13 protein-coding genes are annotated in these 17,052 nt (G+C 64.0%); 7 read left to right on the top strand and 6 right to left on the bottom strand.

What is annotated here, in order from left to right; genetic code table 11:
• Positions 1-31: 31 nt before the first annotated feature.
• Together HT051_RS06600 and HT051_RS06595 are read right to left on the bottom strand one after the other, a co-directional pair.
• Positions 32-787, bottom strand: a complete 756-nt coding sequence (locus HT051_RS06600) for a GntR family transcriptional regulator (protein WP_174541303.1) — start codon at positions 785-787, stop codon at positions 32-34.
• Positions 780-2,243 carry an amidohydrolase family protein gene (locus tag HT051_RS06595; protein WP_174541302.1) on the bottom strand — a complete coding sequence of 488 codons (1,464 nt, stop codon included), beginning with the start codon at positions 2,241-2,243 and terminating at the stop codon, positions 780-782. The genes HT051_RS06600 and HT051_RS06595 overlap by 8 nt, the downstream gene beginning before the upstream one ends.
• Before the next feature lie 236 nt (positions 2,244-2,479).
• Between HT051_RS06595 and HT051_RS06590 the strand changes: the two genes are divergently transcribed.
• The 6 genes from HT051_RS06590 to HT051_RS06565 all read left to right on the top strand — a co-directional run bounded on the left by HT051_RS06590 (position 2,480) and on the right by HT051_RS06565 (position 9,562).
• Complete coding sequence (locus HT051_RS06590; RefSeq protein ID WP_174541301.1) at positions 2,480-3,955, top strand: amidohydrolase family protein; 1,476 nt, start codon at positions 2,480-2,482, stop codon at positions 3,953-3,955.
• 124 nt (positions 3,956-4,079) lie between these two features.
• The gene (locus HT051_RS06585; RefSeq protein ID WP_174541300.1) at positions 4,080-5,213 is read left to right on the top strand and encodes a pyridoxal phosphate-dependent aminotransferase; all 1,134 of its coding nucleotides are present in this window, start codon (positions 4,080-4,082) and stop codon (positions 5,211-5,213) included.
• 72 nt (positions 5,214-5,285) lie between these two features.
• Complete coding sequence (locus tag HT051_RS06580; RefSeq protein ID WP_174541299.1) at positions 5,286-6,068, top strand: SDR family oxidoreductase; 783 nt, start codon at positions 5,286-5,288, stop codon at positions 6,066-6,068.
• Between the two features lies 1 nt (position 6,069).
• The gene (locus tag HT051_RS06575; protein WP_208454398.1) at positions 6,070-6,957 is read left to right on the top strand and encodes an alpha/beta fold hydrolase; all 888 of its coding nucleotides are present in this window, start codon (positions 6,070-6,072) and stop codon (positions 6,955-6,957) included.
• Entirely contained in the window at positions 6,954-8,255 is a 1,302-nt protein-coding gene (locus HT051_RS06570; protein WP_174541298.1) for a M20 family metallo-hydrolase, read from the top strand. Before HT051_RS06575 ends, HT051_RS06570 begins: the two co-directional genes overlap by 4 nt.
• A 131-nt stretch (positions 8,256-8,386) precedes the next feature.
• Positions 8,387-9,562 carry a GGDEF domain-containing protein gene (locus HT051_RS06565; RefSeq protein ID WP_174541297.1) on the top strand — a complete coding sequence of 392 codons (1,176 nt, stop codon included), beginning with the start codon at positions 8,387-8,389 and terminating at the stop codon, positions 9,560-9,562.
• A 48-nt stretch (positions 9,563-9,610) separates the two neighbouring features.
• Here the strand turns inward: HT051_RS06565 and HT051_RS06560 are convergent, their stop codons facing one another.
• From HT051_RS06560 to HT051_RS06545, 4 genes are all read right to left on the bottom strand, one after another.
• A complete protein-coding gene (locus tag HT051_RS06560; RefSeq protein WP_208454397.1) occupies positions 9,611-11,935 on the bottom strand; it encodes a TonB-dependent receptor in 2,325 nt (774 codons plus the stop codon).
• 205 nt (positions 11,936-12,140) lie between these two features.
• Complete coding sequence (locus HT051_RS06555; RefSeq protein ID WP_174541295.1) at positions 12,141-12,869, bottom strand: carbonic anhydrase; 729 nt, start codon at positions 12,867-12,869, stop codon at positions 12,141-12,143.
• Between the two features lie 178 nt (positions 12,870-13,047).
• The gene (locus HT051_RS06550; RefSeq protein ID WP_174541294.1) at positions 13,048-13,752 is read right to left on the bottom strand and encodes a pirin family protein; all 705 of its coding nucleotides are present in this window, start codon (positions 13,750-13,752) and stop codon (positions 13,048-13,050) included.
• 157 nt (positions 13,753-13,909) lie between these two features.
• Positions 13,910-14,473: a hypothetical protein gene (locus HT051_RS06545; protein ID WP_174541293.1), complete on the bottom strand. Its 564-nt coding sequence runs from the start codon at positions 14,471-14,473 to the stop codon at positions 13,910-13,912.
• Between the two features lie 252 nt (positions 14,474-14,725).
• On the opposite strand from HT051_RS06545, the gene HT051_RS06540 reads away from it, so the two are divergent.
• Positions 14,726-17,044: a copper-translocating P-type ATPase gene (locus HT051_RS06540; RefSeq protein WP_174541292.1), complete on the top strand. Its 2,319-nt coding sequence runs from the start codon at positions 14,726-14,728 to the stop codon at positions 17,042-17,044.
• Positions 17,045-17,052 lie beyond the last annotated feature (8 nt).

Raw genomic sequence — 17,052 nt, 5'->3', positions numbered from 1 at the left:
CAAAGCGGTAGCGCCTCGCCGTCAGGAGGGCTCAGCCCTTATCCTTGGCGAGCGCCGCGACGAGATCGCTAAACCCGACGGCGAGAAGCGAAAGATGCTCCCGCATCAGCCGGTCGGCGGCATCTTCGTCATGGGCCATGATCGCATCGATCACCGCTTGATGCTCGCCGATGGAATTCTGCATCCGCTCTTTGTGATAGGTCGCATAGCGCCGGTACGGCGCCACCTTGCGCTGGGTCGCCAGCGTCATCTCGATCAGAGTTTCGTTGCCGGATGCGCGGTAGAACAAGCCGTGCAGTTCGTTGTTCTTCTCGAAGAAGCCCATGGAATTGCCTTCGCGGGCCAGCGCGTTGACTTCTTCATTGCACTTTATGATCGCCTCGATTTCCTCCGGCGTCGCACGCCGCGCCGCAAGCCGCACGCAGAATCCCTCCAGCCCGGCCATAACCTCGAACATCTCGATGAGCTTTTCGATGGTGAACTCGGCGACAAACACCCCTTGGCGCGGCCGGACATCGACCAGCCCGCCCGAGGCCAGGCTGTTCAAGGCCTCACGCACAGGCGTGCGCGAAACATTGTATTGATGGCTCACCGAAACTTCGTCGATCCGTTCGCCAGGCTTGATGCGGCCAAACAGGATATCTTCTTCCAGCCCGGCCCGCACACGCTGCGCCGAGGTCATCGCCCGCTCGGCGCCCGCCTCCAGCACATTCTGTTTGCGCTCGGGCGCCGTCTTCCGACGGCTCGGCGCATCGGGTCCCTTCGAACTTTCAGTGCTCTTAGCCAAGGACGACATCGGATCTCCCACCTTCGAAATTCCTATAATCCCATCCGAGCTTGTCGGACAGTTGCCCGATCAGCTGCGCGGTCGCGCGGTCGAGCCGCTCCCTGATGGCCTGCTCGTCATAATCCACAAGCTCGCCACCGCGAACGCGAATCTGTCCGCCAACGACTGTATAAGCCGCGCGGGTCTCGCTGCCAGCGAGTATAAAGCCAGATAATAGATCAGTGCGTGCACCTGCATAGCCAACCCCGCGAAGATCGAAGGCGGCGATATCGGCGGGTCCGCCCACGCGGATCTGGCCGAGATCCGGCCGGCCGATCACCTGCGCACCGTCCGCCGTTGCGAGCCGAAGCACCTCTGCCGGTAGCAGCCAACCCTCCGGTGGCACCTCGCCGCCACCTGAGGCGACCCGATGCAGCAGCGCGGCAATGCGGATCTCGTTGACCATCGAGCCGCAATCATTACTCGCCGCGCCGTCGACGCCGATCCCAACGCGCATCCCCGCCGCGATATAATCGTGCAGCGGCGGCACCCGGGCCCCGAGACGCAAGATCATGCGCGGACAATGGGCGAGTGCTACGCCGTTCTCGACGAGCCGCCCAATATCGTACGCGTCGAGCCGCGTGCCATGGGCGATCCAAGTGCCCGGACGCAGCCAGCCGATTTCCGCCAGCACGTCGACCGGGCTTGCGTCCAGCCCGCGGCAGGTCTCCCGTTCATCCGGCCTGGGATGAAAATGCGTATGCAGCCCGCAAGCGTAATCGCCGGCGAGCGCGGCCACCCGGCGCATGAAATCGAGATTGTGATAAGTCACCGTCGTTGGCCCGAACGCGACGGTCAGCTTGGAATCGGGGCTCGCGTCATGGTGCCGGCGGGCCAGCCTTTCCATGTCGGCAAGAACCGCATCCTCATCGTCCAGCACCCCGCCGGCCCTCTCCCCCAGCAGCGCATCCAACTGCGCGCCAAGATCGGCCTCCATCCCGGTCATGCTGCCGCGCACCAGGTTGAGGCGAATGCCGAGCGCCGAAGCCGCCGCAATCTCCGCCTCCGCATACGCCGGATCGGCCCGCGGGACGAGATACAGATGGTCGGAGGTAGCCGTGGTTCCTGACAGCAGCAGCTCGGCGCAGGCCGCCTCGGTAGCCGCCGCCAGATGCTCCGGCGTCATCCCCGCCCAAAGCGGATAAAGCTTCAGCAGCCAATCTAGCAAATGACCGCGCTGCACCGCCGGGATCGCCCGGGTCAGCGACTGGAAGAAATGATGGTGGGTGTTCACCAGCCCCGGCGTCACGATATGCCCGGTAAGGTCGATGACCTCGTCGAACCGCTCCTCCGGGATCGGCACTGCGGAGATATCCGCGATCCTGCCATCCTCGATCGCGACATGCGCGCCGGCGATGACCCGCCCCTCCCCATCGGCCAGGTGCAGCTCGTCGATATTGCGAAGGAGCAGGCTCATGAAATCGGAACGGCTCTGCCGCAGGGCACGGGGCAGCCCCCAGGCTGCGGGTCCATAACGCGGCCGCGCAGACGAATCCGATCATCCGGCAACCGCGCGCTCCGCCGGCTGAAGCTCATCCGAAGTCTCCGTTCCATGATATTTGACGAGGTAAGTTTTTACACAATACCGTAAATTATGTATGCATCAAGCCTCTTCTCTGATACGGACGCGGCAAAACGAAATCGAGGTATCCAATGGCCGATCAGCCCAACCCCCCTGTTTTGAATGCCGAATTCGCCTGGCTCCGCCCCGGACACGAGGCCAGCAGCCAAGCTGTCGGCATCACCTTTGCCGACGGCACGATCTCCAAGGTTGAGACCGACCAGGCGATATCAGGCGGTAAGGGGCTGTTCGCGATGCCGGCGCTGGTAAACGCCCATGACCACGCCCGCGGGCTACATCATCTCGCCTTCGGTGCGCGCGACGAGCCGTTCGAGACTTGGCGCGGCGCTCTCTACGCTCAACCCCGCATCGATCCCTATCTCAACGCGCTTTACGCTTTCAGCCGCATGGCGCTTGCCGGGATCGGCACGACGCTTTGCGTCTACTCCTCCATCAAGACCGACCGGCTGATCGAAGATGCTGTCGCCATCGCCCGCGCCGCGCGCGATGTCGGGATTCGCGTCGGCTTCGTGGTTCCTTTGCGCAATCAATGCACTATGGCACTGGGCGATGACCAACTCACGCTCTCCATGCATGATAGAGGCGATCAGGACACCATCCGCTCCACTTGGCTCAACGATTGGCCGGCGGTGGAGGATTACGTCTCGCTGGTAGGCGAAGTCGCCGCCCATATCGAGAACGACATGATCGCGGTGCAGTACGGGCCCAACAGCCCGCACGCCTGCGATCCGGCGCTGACCCGCGCCATCGGCGAGCGCTCCGCGAAGGACGGGCGCCGTATCCACACCCATTTTCTGGAAAGCGAACCGCAGCATCAATGGGCCAAGGCCCATTACCCCAACGGCTTGGTGCGGCACCTGAAGGAGGTCGGCTGGCTGTCGGAGCGCCTGACCACCGCTCACGGGATCTGGCTCGACGAAACCGACCTCGCTCTGATGGCCGAGGCCGGCACCACCGTCGCCATCAATACCAGCTCGAATTTACGCGTCTTTTCAGGGCTCTCCCCCGTCGACCGCTATCTCGCCCACGGTGTGGGCTTCGCCTTCGGCATGGATTCCTTTTCCCTGGACGACGATGACGACATGTTCCGCGAGCTGAAGCTCAGCTACTGGCTGCACAGCCCCGCCCATCGCCATCCCCGCCTCACCCTCGACCGGTTCTACGACGAAGCGCTCAACACCGGCTTCCGCATCGTGATGAACCGCGACGGCTATGGCCGGATCGAGCCAGGCAGCCCCGCCGATTTGGTGGTGCTCGATTACGCGAAAATGGGCCGCGACGTCATCGAAGGAATGATCGACCCGAGCGATGTGGTTCTGACCCGCGCCTGCAACCGCTATGTCCGCGATCTCTTTGTCGCCGGCAAACAGGTCGTCGCCGAAGGACGCCTGGTCAATGTCGATTTCGAGGCCGTCGAGGACGAGATCTTCGCCGCGAGCAAGGCGCAAGGGGAGCGTATGCGCGCCTTGCAGCCCGTGCTCCGCCGGCATCAGCAGACCCTCGCCCGCTTCTATCAGGCCGGCAACCACCGGCGCCGGACGGTCTAGAAGCCGCGCACAATAGACCGCAACTCCGGCTACAAGGCGATATCTCATTGTATAAGATTTCTTTGATATTGCATAATTAGAAATTCCTCTCTATGGTCTCCGAGCTTTCGCTGGAGTCCTTGCCATGAAGAATTTCGAGATCCGCAACGCCCATTTCGACCACCTGGTGAATACGCCGGGGATGAAATGGCTCGGCCAGAACACCAATCACGCAACGCCGCATCCGAGCGTCATCGCGGCAATGCAGAAATCCATCCGCGACGAGGAGTTCCACATCTACGCCCCTCCCGCCGGCCTGGAGGAGCTACGCGCCGGGATCATCGGCGATCTCGGTCTGCAAGGGCAGTCAGTGCTGATTTCCGATGGCGCAGTCTCGGCCCTCAGTCACATCTGCAACACGCTGCTCTCGCCGGGCGACGAGCTGCTGACGACCGACCCGACCTGGAACTGGCCCATGTCCTTCGCCCAGCAGGCGGGGGCAACGGTCTCCAAAATCCCGATTTACGGGGCCGAATACGGCTACCGCCTCGCTCCGGAGCGGCTCGCAGCAGCGATCACCGACAAGACCCGGGTGATCTACTTCGTCGATCCGAACAATCCTCTCGGCACCGTCGCGACGCGCGATGAGATCGCCCAGATCGCTGAGATCGCAAGAGACGCCGGCGCCTATCTGATCCACGATTCCACCTATCGGCATTTTGCCTACGAGCATCACCTGGCCTCGAGATTCTATCCGGAGGGAACGCTCACCACGTACAGCTTCTCCAAGTGGCTGGGCTTGGCTGGCTTGCGTATCGGTGCCGTGGTCGGCTCGCCCGACCTCATCGAGCGACTCGCCGTGGCTCCGCCCAACAATCTCGGCTCCAGCATTCTCGCCCAACGCGCGGCGATCGCCGGTCTGGCGTCCAAAGAGCAGTGGTTTCCGCAGGTGCTGAAGGACCTCCGGCTGAACCAGGAGCTGGTGCGCGAAGCTGTCGAGGCGATTCCGGGGCTGTCGCTGCCGGTCTACCCCTCCAACGGCAACTTCCTCGTCGTTGAATGCGATGAGACCGGAATCGACTCGGCAGCTTTGGCATCCGCCTATCAGCCCCACGACATCATGATCCGCCAAGGCGCCTATCACACCGAGGCCTTCGGCCGTCGCTTCATCAAGGTCAGCCTCACCGTGCCGCGCGAATGGGTCGAAGCATTCGTCGCGCTGCTGCCGGAGATGCTGGAAACCGCGCGCGGAAAGAACGAGGAGCTCGCGCTGTTCTGAGCGCAGGCCACAACCAACCCAACCTGGAACCGGCCAAGCCGGAACGGACCAAATAGAAGGACGATCGAAACGATGGAGCTGGGGCTTCGAGGGAAGCGTGTTCTGATTTCGGGTGCATCGCAAGGCATAGGCGAAGCACTGGCAATCGCTTTTGCGGAGGAAAACTGTCCGCTGCATCTGGTGGCGCGGTCTGAGGACCGGCTTCAGCAGCTGGCAGAAAGAACGCAGAAGATAAACGGACTTGCAGTGACCTACAGTGCCGTCGACCTCACCGCGGAGGGGGCCGTCGAGCAAGTCGTCAGCGAGGCCGGCGCGGTCGATATTGTGGTCAACAACGCCGGCACCATCCCCAGCGGCGATCTCTGGCAGGTGGACGCCAAGGCCTGGCGCGAAGGCTGGCAGCTGAAAGGCTTCGGCTATGTCGACATGTCCCGCGCTTTCTATCCTCTGATGAAGGCGCGCGGCGGCGGCGTGATCCTCAACAATATCGGCAATGGCGGCGAAATCTGCGATCCCGATTACATCGCCGGCGCGACCGGCAATGCCGGGCTGATGGCATTCACCCGGGCGCTTGGGGGCCGTAGCCTGGACGACAATATCCGCGTCGTCGGCGTCAATCCGGGACCGGTCGATACCGGCCGCATCTACAACATGCTTCGCCAGCGCGCGGTAACGCTGTTCGACGACGAAGCCCGCTATGTCGAGCTCATAGAACGCTATCCGCTGAAACGGCCAGCCCATCTTCGCGAGGTGGTCGACATGTTCTTGTTCCTCGCCTCCGAGCGTGCCGCCTATATCACCGGAACCGTCATCACCATCGATGGCGGCATCTCCGCCCGCCGCTCGGTGATCTGACGTGCCGACGGCAAGTATCACCACCGAAGACGGCATCGCGCTTCACACCGAAAGCTACGGCCACGGCGCGCCGCTGATATTCGTCCATGAATTCGGCGGCAGTTATTGGAGCTGGGAACCGCAGATCAGCCATTTCTCACGCCGCTTCCAATGCGTCACCTTCGCGGCGCGAGGCTATCCTCCCTCAGACATCCCGAAGCAGACCGAACAGTATTCCCAGAACCGCGCCGCCGACGACATCATCGCGGTGATGGACGGTCTTGGCATCAAGCAGGCCCATCTTGCCGGCCTTTCCATGGGCGGTTTCGCCTGCCTCCATGCCGGCTTGCGCCATACCGAACGGGTTCTCTCCATAACCGCAGCCGGCACCGGCTATGGCGCCGAGAAACGCTTTGAGGACTATTTCCGCGAGGTCTCCGCTGCCGTCGCACGCAATTTCGAGCAGCGGGGGACAAAGGACTTCGCCCCCACCTATGCGGAGGGTGCCTCCCGCGTCCAATTCCAAGAGAAGGATCCCTATGGCTGGCGCGTCTTTGCCGAGCGGCTGGCGCAGCACGATGACACCGGCGCGGCAAATACCATGCGCGGCATACAGATGATGCGCCCCTCCCTCTATGACTTGCGCGAGCGTCTCGCGGCACTGGACCTGCCGGTCCTGGTGATGACCGGTGACGAGGACGACCACTGTCTGCAGCCGGCCCTGTTTCTCAAGCAGACCTTGCCCCGCTGCGGTCTGGCGGTGCTGCCGAAATCCGGCCACACGCTGAACCTGGAAGAGCCGGCCTTGTTTAACCGGCTGCTGGAGGACTTCCTGTTCAGCACCATCGCCGGGCGCTGGGACAAGCGCGATCCACGCGCCGATCCCGACCAGGTCATGCGAACCAAATGACGGTGGCCGAGCAACGACAAGGCCTCAGCACCGCGGTCGACGGTTACCGCCTGTGGCAGAATATCGAGGCCCTCGCCAAGCACGGCGCCAGTCCCGGCGGGGCGGTCAACCGCCCGGCCCTCTCCAAGGCGGAAGCACGCGCCCGCGCCGAAATCGTCGCCTGGGGACGAGAGATCGGGCTTTCCGCCTATACCGATGCGGCGGCAAACCTGTTTCTCCGCCTGGAGGGACAACGCCCCGAACTTCCGCCCGTTCTCATCGGCTCGCATATCGATTCACAGCCGACAGGCGGATGCTTCGATGGCACTTTTGGCGTGATCGCAGCGCTGGAGGTGCTTCGCGTATTTATCGAACGCGGCGAGAGGCCGGAACGGCCGGTAGAGCTGGTGGCCTGGACCAATGAGGAAGGCTCGCGTTTTGCCCCGGGGATGAGCGGATCGACAGGCTTCACCAACCCTCAGTCCTTGCCGGACATCCTCGCCATACGCGATCGTGCCGGCATCTCCATGGCCGAGGCGATCGCCGAGATCCACGCTGGCGACGAGTCCATCCCCGAGCACCCGCTGGGCCGGCCGGTCCACTGCTATATCGAGCCGCATATCGAACAGAACGACGTGCTAGAGCGGGCCAACATCCCAATCGGCATCGTCACCGGCATTCAGGGCACGCGGCGCTATCGCATCCGCGTCGACGGCAAAGCCGGCCATGCCGGCACCGTCGCCATGGCCGATCGTCGCGACGCGCTGATCGCCGCCACCGGCCTTATCGGGGAACTACACCGCGAGGCGGTCAGCCTTGAGGACATGAAATTCACCGTGGGCCAGTTCGACGTGACGCCGAATGCCCCCTCGGTGATACCCGAAAGCGTCTATTTTTCTCTCGATATTCGCTGCCCCGACAATGCTGCGGTGGACCGCCTCGACGCCAAGATCCGCGCCGCCGCATCAGGAGATCGCGATCGCTGCCAAGTGTCGCTGCACCAGATTACCCATGCGCCTTCGCTCTCCTTCCCGGCCCCGATGCAACAGCTGTTGGAGAAGGCCACGGAGCGCGCCGGACTTGCCTCCATGCGGCTCTTCTCCGCCGCCGGACATGATGCCCGCCAGCTCCACTACGTCTGCCCGACGGGAATGATCTTCGTCCCCTGTTGCGGCGGTATCAGCCATCATCCGGCCGAGTGGGTCGAACCGCAGCACATCCTGGCCGGCACTAAGGTCCTCGCCGAAGCCGTTGCCCTCGCTGCCCGGGCGGAGCCGGCAGATCTCCTCGACGACAAGGCGCGAGCAGCCGAAGGTTAGATAGCGTCTTCTTGCCAGAGCCATCGCGCCACGCGGGGCAGGCTTCAAGGCGAGGAAAATTTTATTGAATCCGTTCTCTGCAAATTATCACCCGCGGCCCCATATATGGGCTGCCGATCGGGGGAAATATCGTGTTCGACCGTTTTACAACCGGGCTTGTCGTTGCAGCGGCCTGCCTTCTCGGCGGGCTGATCATGCTCGTCTTGCGCCTTCGCGACCGTAATCCCGCCTACTCTTGGTGGGTTGCCGGCTTCACCCTGTTCGGATTGGGCGTGGTTCTGGGGCGACTGAAACCCTATCTCGGTCCGCTGGCCGTCCCCCTTCCCGCTCTGATCGCGCTGTTCGGCGTCGGCGCGCTTTGGGCCGGGCTACGTGCCTTCGAGCAACGCCCCTTCCCGTTTCTCGCCGTGTTGCCGCCGGCAATCTGGCTTATCGGCCTCACCCTCGTCGAGCCGACCTACGCGCTGAAGCCGTTCGTCTTCAACCTCGCCATCGGCACGGGAACCTTGCTGATCGGCGCTGACATCATGCGCACCGCCAAACGGCCGTTCAGCGCCAGGAGCTGTATCGGCATCGTCTGCCTGATCGAGACCCTGATCAGTTATTCCCAGGCCGTTGCCCTGTTCACGCTACGGAACGAGATCGGCGACGGGCCGCTGACCGGCTGGATGACCTTCGCCCCGTTCCAGACTGGCATCGCCATGATCGCCATCGTGCTGTTCGGCATCTTGATGATCAGCGAGGTCTCGCATCGGCGGCTGCACCGGCTCGCCACCACCGACCCCCTCTCCGACGCGCTCAACCGGCGTGGCTTCTTCGAGAAAGGCACTGCTGCCTTGGGCCCTCACGAGAAGGCCAGCCGCGCCGCTGTCGTGGTCTTCGATATCGACCACTTCAAGCGCATCAACGACGCGTATGGCCACCCCGCCGGCGACCGGGTGATCGCCGAGTTCGCAGCCCGCGCCCGAGACCAGCTGCGCCCCGGCGACATCTTCGGCCGGCTCGGCGGCGAGGAATTCGCGCTGCTGCTTCCGCGTATGAACCGCGAGGAGGCCGCCCTTATCGCCGACCGTATCCGGGCAGTGCTGTCCGCCACCCCGATCCAGTATGGCGATCACGCCATTTCGGTGACGGCGAGCGCCGGTCTCGCCGCAGCGCCAAGAGACGGAACCGATCTCGACCGTCTCATCGCCATGGCCGATGCGGCGCTCTACACCGCCAAGCAGAACGGCCGCAACCGCACCGCCTTGCATCAAAAAGAGCCGGTGCAGCTCCACCATCTGACCTCGCCGGCGCGTACCGGCTGAGCCGAGGCCAAAGCGCCGCGGCGGCCGAAGCCGCCGCCCGACACGTTCCTAGAACGTCGCCTTGGCAAACAGCCTGAAGCTCCGTCCCGGCAGCAGCACCTCGTCCGCCTTGAACGAGGCCGCGTTGCGGATCTCGTCATCCAGCAGATTGTCCGCTGCGAGCCCGATGGTGACCTGGTTCTGATAGGCACCGGTCCAGAAATTGTCGCTCCAGCTCAGCGAGGCATTCAACAGGTTATAGCCGGGCGTATCGCTTTCATGCGCGGCAACCTCGTCTTGGCTAAAGGCGTGCAGCAGGCTGACCCGGCCCTGCCAATGCTCGTCCTGCCAATAGAGCCCACCGCCCAGGCGATGGGGCGGAATACGCGGCACATAGGAGCCGTCGGCGAAGGTCGCATGCACGAAATCGTACTGCCCGTCGATGCCGAACGTACCGCCCGCGATGGGCGTCACATCGTACTGGCCTTCCAGCTCCGCGCCGTAGAAGGTCGCATCGCGCTGCGACGTCTGCACCTGGTCGAACTCGCCATTGGCAATGCCGCAGGTGGAGAACTCCTCGTCGCAGGTGATGCCGGTCAGAGCCTGATAGATGAAGCCGTCGAACTCTGTGTAATAGCCGCTGGCGTCGAAGCGGAAGCGCCCAGTCGACCGGCCGAGGCCGACCTCGAAGCTCTGCGCCGCCTCGATATCGAGATCGGGATCGCCGATCTCGAAGGTGCCGGAGGCGTGATGCGAGCCTTTCGAGAACAGCTCCGAGGCCGTCGGCGCGCGCTCCACATATTGCGCAGTGGCGCGCATCACCACGTTATTGGGCAGATCGCGCAGCAGCCCGATGCTGCCGCTGACCGGGGTGAAGTTGCGGTTCGCCGCAGTCACCGGAATCTCGTCCGGCGGCGGCAGAAGGTTCGCAGGAACGTCCGGAGCGAAGCCGTCCACATCGTCATTCTCGATGCGGCCTGCCGCCTGGAAGCGCAGCCGGTCGGAGAGCGCCAGCTCTTCGAACAGATAGCTGGCGACCTGCACGGTGGTGTTCGGCGCCAGCAGCTCCTCCGCCTCGCCTTCGGTGGCGAGATCGTCATGCGACCATTGCAGGCCGAGCGCGCCGGTCAGCTCGCCAAATTGGGTTGCGACGGGAACGTGCTGGAACTCGGTGCGGGCTTCCCAGGCCTTCCGCTTGAAGGTGCCGTGGATGACCTCCTCATGCCCCTCGGCCAGCTCGTGCTCATGGTCGTGATCTTCGTGATCCTCGTCCTCATGGGCTTCCTCGTCGTGATCTTCATCCTCATGCTCGTGCTCGTGTTCGGCACCGATCTCGTCATGATGATAGTCGGAATAGCCGAGCCAGAAGCGCACCTCCTCCACCGGTCCCGTCAGCGGACGATAGACGCCGTGATTGCTCCAGCGATATTGCTCCATGTCGATATGGATGCCGAGCTCGGCCTCCTCGCCGCCGGGAATGCCGTAATCGCTGGCAAAGCGGCTGACCGAAGTGCCGAAGAAGCCGCGGTCGAAGAACAGCGTGGCGCCCGCAGCCTGGCTGTCGGTCTTCACGAAGCTGTTCTCTTCGGTACCGAGCGGCGTCTCGTAATCCTCCGCATTACGGCCCAGCGCATCGACATGCACCGCAACATTGCCGGAGCGATTGTCGTATTTCATTACGCCGTTCCAGCCCTCATCCACCGTGGTGTAGGCGCCTTGCACGCTGAGATGCCGCTCGCCATCGGCAATGTCGGTCGGGATGCGGTTATTGCTGGCCTCGACCACGCCGCCGATGGCCTGGGAGCCCCAGCGCAAAGTGGCCGGCCCGCGGATCACCTCGATCCGGTCCGCCGACATCGGATCGATCGGCACGGCGTGATCGTTGCCGAGCGCCGACACGTCGTGAATGCCGATGCCGTTTTCCTGGATGCGGACCCGGAAATTATCGAGACCCCGGATGATCGGCCGGCTCGCGCCGGGCGCGAAGGTGGTGGAGGTGATGCCCGGCTTAGTGAACATCACGTCGCCGAAGTTGGTCGCCTCGCTGCGCTCGATCTCGCCCTCGCCGATCACCGTGACCGAGGAGAAGCTCTCCGGCGCGAAGCTCGGCAACACGGACGGTGGCGCGCTCTCGGTGCGCTGCGTGCCTTCTCCGCTGCTCGATGCCGCCGCTGCGACACTGCCGCTCCCGGAGCTGTGCCGGCGGGCAGGAGCAGGCGTAACCGGGCTCGGAATCGTCACCACGATGGGCGGCAGCACTACCACCTCGCTATCCACGGCGGCATCGTCGGTGACGTCGGTCACCTCCTGCGCCGCGAGGCGCGATGAAATTCCGAAAAACGCGATTGCGGCCGCGCCAAAAACCAGCGCGCGGCCAAGCGGCAGCATCCCCATCAAGTCCCCCAAAACCCAGCTTGAACTGATATGTTATATATTAACGTCATTAACGTTATATCATAACAATCACAAGGCGAATTCCGGGACGATAGACTAACTCACTGATTGGAATGGATTTTTAGCCTGTGAAAATACGAAAAGGGCACGCCCTAGCGCGCCCTTTTGACGATGCCAATAAAGACCAGACGCTCCGTCCGGGGCGTCAGAGCAGCTCCACCTTGCCGGTCTCAAGCCGGTAAATGCCGCCCACCACCTTGAGCTTGCCGGCCTTCACCGCCTTATCGAGGATTGGGCTGGCGGTTTTCAGCTTCTCCACATTCAACCGCACATTGTCCTCGGTGGCGCGCGCCAGAAGATCGTCATGGGATTGCGCCGAGGCTTGCTTCACCGCCGGGGTGAGCGCCTTCACCAGCGCCGGCAGATGTCCCGGCAAGGTGGTATCGTCCTCAATGGAAGAGATGGTGGAGGAGACCGCGCCGCAAGCCTCGTGGCCGAGCACCATCAGAAGCGGCGCATTCAGCACCGCCACCGCATATTCGAAGCTCGCCAGATTATCGAGATTGACGAAATTGCCGGCGACCCGAAGCACGAAGAGATCGCCGCGTCCGGTATCGAAGGCAAGCTCCGGCGCGACGCGGGAGTCGGCGCAGGAGAGAATGCCGGCAAACGGATTCTGCCCGCGCACCAGAGCCGGTCGTTCGGCGATGAAGTCGTGCGTCTTGCCGGTGCCTTTGACATAGCGCTCATTGCCCACCATCAGCCGCTCCAGCGCCTGATCGGGATCGAGCACATTTTGCGGCCGTGGCGGCTGATCTTCAGCCTTGGCCTTTGCGTTGCCGGCGAGCAGCGCCGCCGCCGCACCGAGCCCCAGCGAAAGCACGCCGCGGCGGTCGAGATCCGGCGCGGCCGTTCCAGAACAATACTTGCACATGATGCCTCACTCCTCTCCCAGCGGGAGCTCGCATCATCGGAACCTGAGATTGCATAAAGCTTAAGCTGCACAACCACGCAGCGACCAAAGGTGAATCCGCTACGTGGCAAAAAGAAATCCCCCAATCCCGGGACCGCCGGCATTGGGGGATCTTCGTCTTAGATGCTCATGACAGCGCCTAAGGCACCATGTCGAAGAACAGCACCTCCGCCGCTTCGGAAGTTCCCTTCACCGAGATGGTGACCGCCGCGTCGAAGGACAGCCCGTCGCCCGGATAGAGCTGCTGCCCATTCACCTCGGCGCTGCCGCGGGCAAGCTGCAGCCAGCCGGCACGGTTCTCTCCGAGCTTGAGCTCGGCGGTCTCGCCGTCATCGAGCACGGCGGCATAGAGCGACACATCTCGGTGGATGGTCACCGAGCCGTCGCGCCCGTCGGCCGATCCGACCAGCCGGAACCCGCCATGCCTCTCCTCCGCCGAGAAGCTCTTCTGCTCGTAGGAGGGCTCAAGACCGCGGGCCTCCGGCAGGATCCAGATCTGCAGGAAATGCACCGGCTCCTCGTCCGAGGCGTTGAACTCGCTATGGCGGATGCCGGTCCCCGCCGACATGCGCTGCACGTCGCCGGGGCGGATCACCGAGCCCGTGCCCAGACTATCCTTATGCTCCAGCGCGCCGGACAGCACATAGGTCACGATCTCCATGTCGCTATGGGGATGGGTCGGAAACCCACCCCCAGGCGCCACTCGGTCCTCGTTGATCACCCGCAACGGGCCGAAGCCCATATGCGCCGGATCGTAATACTGTCCGAAAGAGAAGCTGTGGCGGCTATCCAGCCAACCGAACTGAGCGCGGCCGCGCTCTTCGGCCCGTCGAAGTGTCAGCATATCGATGCTCCTGCAAGTTTGGGGCGGGATACCGCCCTTCATTGCCAGGATATATCGTGCGCGATTTAATCTCGCACAAGAGACCGCGACATTCGCTGCAGCCACTCGGTGGAAAGCGCAATGGTCTTAGATGCTTAGCCTGTCCGACAGGGGGCCTCTAACGCGCCGCGATCAGCCCGCGCCCGGTGCCGGCGAAGAAGCCGATCGCCTCGCCGCCCCAGCGCAGCGCCAGGAACGCGGCATAGGCGAGCGCGTTGATCCAGAAGACCTTGCCGATCACCGCGAAACTGAACCCGCCCTCGGACGGCAGCACCGCGGTCGCGGCCATCAGCACCAGCTCATACGCCACGAAGGCGCCGAGGAAGCCCATGACGATCACCGCGACTTTGCTGTCGCTTTTCTCCGGTGCAAGGCTCGCCACATAGGTGGCGGCAAGCGCCGCGACGCCGATGGCAACGCCCCAGCCATAGGTATCGAGCGTATGGGGATAGCCGAGCAGCAGGAAGCCCACCGCCTGATTGATCAGGAAAGCGACGCCGACCATCAAAAAGGCATTGCGCCGCGACAAGGTCAGCGCGGCGATGGCGGCAAGCGCTGCGAACGGCGTGATGCAGGCCAGGGCCCAGCTGAACAGAAAGCTGGCGACGATGCCGGCTCCGATCCAGATGCCCGTCTTCGCCGACCCCGAAAGCGTCTCCGCCGCTCCGTCCTTCTGCGCCATGATGCGTACTCTTCCTTTGCTTTTGGTCCCCGCTCGCCACATTTTCTATCGGGCACGGGCCAGTTGAATCGCTGCCGGCCATTCTAGCCAAACCTGCCGCCACTCCAAGAGTGGAATTTGCCGTCTCGGGGGCGCGGTCTTTTGGCTCTGGCCGCTTCTCTCTCTATATAGGAGAAGCATGGGGCGAAGAGAGAGCACCAGCGCGGGTGTTGTGCGCTGGCCGTTTGACGCATTTTTCGAGACGAGGCCCTGATGGATAAGCCGGATTCAACCGACACCGCCGAAAAAGAGGAGCACGCCTGCTGCCACGGCTCCGATGCCGCCGCTGCGCCTGAGACCAAAAAGGATGAGCACGCCTGCTGCGGCCACGATCACCACGGTCATGAGCATCACGGCCACCACCATCACACCAGCAAGGCGCCCGCCGGCCCAATGCCGAAAGGCACGCTCTATACCTGCCCCATGCACCCCGAGATCGTGCAAGAAGGTCCCGGCACCTGCCCTATCTGCGGCATGGCGCTGGAGCCCATGGGCATTCCCGACGAGGATGCCGAAAATCCGGAGCTGAAGGATTTCACCCGCCGGCTGATCGTCGCAACGCCGCTCGCCCTTGCCCTTCTGGTTCTGGATATGAGCCAGCATCTTTTCGGCATCGATCTGCTGCCGATGGTTTCGGTGCGCGGCGAGCAATGGCTGCATCTGGCTTTGGCTACGCCGGTGGTGCTGTGGTGCGGCGCGCCCTTCTTCGCCCGCGGCATCGCTTCCTTGCGCACCGGCAATCTCAACATGTTCACGCTGATTGCGCTCGGCACCGGCGCGGCCTTCCTTTACAGCCTGGTCGCCACCCTGCTGCCCGGCCTGTTCCCGCCGGCCATGCGCGCCGAAACCGGCTTCGTGCCGGTCTATTACGAGGCCGCGGCGGTGATCATCGCCCTAGTGCTGCTCGGCCAGGTGCTGGAGCTGCGCGCCCGCGAGCGCACCGGCAGCGCCATCCGCGCCCTACTCGATCTCGCCCCAAAGACGGCCCTGCTCGTGGAGGATGGCAGCAAGACCCGCACCGTGCAGCTCGCCGAGGTGAAGGCCGGCGATATCCTGCGTGTCCGCCCCGGCGACAAGGTGCCGATCGACGGCGCGCTGATCGAAGGCCATAGCAGCGTCGACGAATCCATGCTGACCGGCGAGCCGGTGCCGGTCGAGAAATCGCAAGGCGACGAGGTCACCGGCGGCACGCTGAACGGATCCGGCAGCTTCGACATGAAGGTGGAGCGCACCGGCGAGGCAACGACCTTGGCCCAGGTGGTCGCCATGGTCGCCGCCGCGCAGCGCTCCCGCGCCGATATCCAGCGCCTGGCCGACAAGGCCGCGTCTTATTTCGTGCCCGCGGTGATCGCCGTTGCGGTGATCGCCTTCATCGCCTGGCTCACCTTTGGTCCGAGCCCGGCCCTGGCCTATGCCCTGGTCGCGGCGGTGAGCGTGCTGATCATCGCCTGCCCCTGCGCCTTAGGGCTAGCCACGCCGATCTCCATCATGGTGGCGACGGGGCGCGGCGCTCAATCCGGCGTGCTGGTGCGCGACGCCAATAGCCTGGAGCGTCTTGCCGATGTCGACGTGCTGGTGATCGACAAGACCGGCACGCTGACCGAAGGCAAGCCCGCCCTGACCGGGCTGGAGCCGGCCGAGGGCTTCACCGAGGAGACGCTGCTGAAGTCCGCCGCCTCGCTGGAGGCCGGCAGCGAGCACCCGCTCGGCGCGGCAATCCTGACCGCCGCCGAGGAGCGCGGGCTCAAGCTCGACAAGGTCACGGGCTTCGATTCGGTGACCGGCCAAGGCGTCACCGGCAAGATCGGCCGCAAGAGCTTCGCCCTCGGCAACACCGCCCTGCTGCAAGCCACCGGCATCGATCTCGACAAGGCGAAGGCACTGGTCGAGAAGGCTGAGGCGCGCCGCGCCAAGGGCGAGACCGTGGTGTTCCTCGCCTCCGGCAAGGAGCTCGCCGGCTTCCTGGCGGTCGCCGATCCGATCAAGCCGTCTTCGGCCGATGCGATTGCCGCGCTGCATAAGCTCGGGCTTCGTCTGGTGATGGCCACCGGCGACACGGAAACCACCGCCAAGGCCGTCGCCGCCGAGCTCGGTATCGACGAGGTGCGCGCAGGGCTTGCGCCCGGCGATAAGCGCCAGATGATCCTCGACCTGCGCAAGGGAGGCGCCAAGGTCGCCATGGCCGGCGACGGCATCAACGACGCCCCGGCTTTGGCCGAGGCCGATGTCGGCATCGCCATGGGCACCGGCGCGGATATCGCGATGGAGAGTGCAGGTCTCACCCTGCTGAGCGGCGATCTGCAAGGCGTGGTCGCCGGCGTGAAGCTGGCCCGGGCGACCTTGCGCAACATCAAGCAGAATCTGCTCTTCGCCTTCGGCTACAACAGCCTCGGCGTGCCCATCGCTGCGGGCATTCTCTATCCCGCCTTCGGCATCCTGCTCTCGCCGATCATCGCCGCCGCCGCGATGAGCTTCTCATCGGTCTCGGTGATCGGCAACGCGCTGCGCCTGCGGAACCTCAAGCTCCGCTAGGCAGGCGC

Source organism: Methyloligella sp. GL2 (assembly GCF_013341275.1).
Lineage (GTDB): Bacteria > Pseudomonadota > Alphaproteobacteria > Rhizobiales > Methyloligellaceae > Methyloligella.
The sequence above is the reverse complement of the archived record's forward strand: the minus strand, read 5'-3'. Positions and strand labels throughout refer to the sequence as shown.

What these genes read in the sequence shown, in the direction of transcription:
- HT051_RS06595 (WP_174541302.1), bottom strand. Translation starts at nt 2,243, where the DNA reads ATGAGCCTGCTCCTTCGCAATATCGACGAGCTGCACCTGGCCGATGGG.
- HT051_RS06590 (WP_174541301.1), top strand. Translation starts at nt 2,480, where the DNA reads ATGGCCGATCAGCCCAACCCCCCTGTTTTGAATGCCGAATTCGCCTGG.
- HT051_RS06585 (WP_174541300.1), top strand. Translation starts at nt 4,080, where the DNA reads ATGAAGAATTTCGAGATCCGCAACGCCCATTTCGACCACCTGGTGAAT.
- HT051_RS06580 (WP_174541299.1), top strand. Translation starts at nt 5,286, where the DNA reads ATGGAGCTGGGGCTTCGAGGGAAGCGTGTTCTGATTTCGGGTGCATCG.
- HT051_RS06570 (WP_174541298.1), top strand. Translation starts at nt 6,954, where the DNA reads ATGACGGTGGCCGAGCAACGACAAGGCCTCAGCACCGCGGTCGACGGT.
- HT051_RS06560 (WP_208454397.1), bottom strand. Translation starts at nt 11,935, where the DNA reads ATGGGGATGCTGCCGCTTGGCCGCGCGCTGGTTTTTGGCGCGGCCGCA.
- HT051_RS06555 (WP_174541295.1), bottom strand. Translation starts at nt 12,869, where the DNA reads ATGTGCAAGTATTGTTCTGGAACGGCCGCGCCGGATCTCGACCGCCGC.
- HT051_RS06550 (WP_174541294.1), bottom strand. Translation starts at nt 13,752, where the DNA reads ATGCTGACACTTCGACGGGCCGAAGAGCGCGGCCGCGCTCAGTTCGGT.
- HT051_RS06545 (WP_174541293.1), bottom strand. Translation starts at nt 14,473, where the DNA reads ATGGCGCAGAAGGACGGAGCGGCGGAGACGCTTTCGGGGTCGGCGAAG.
- HT051_RS06540 (WP_174541292.1), top strand. Translation starts at nt 14,726, where the DNA reads ATGGATAAGCCGGATTCAACCGACACCGCCGAAAAAGAGGAGCACGCC.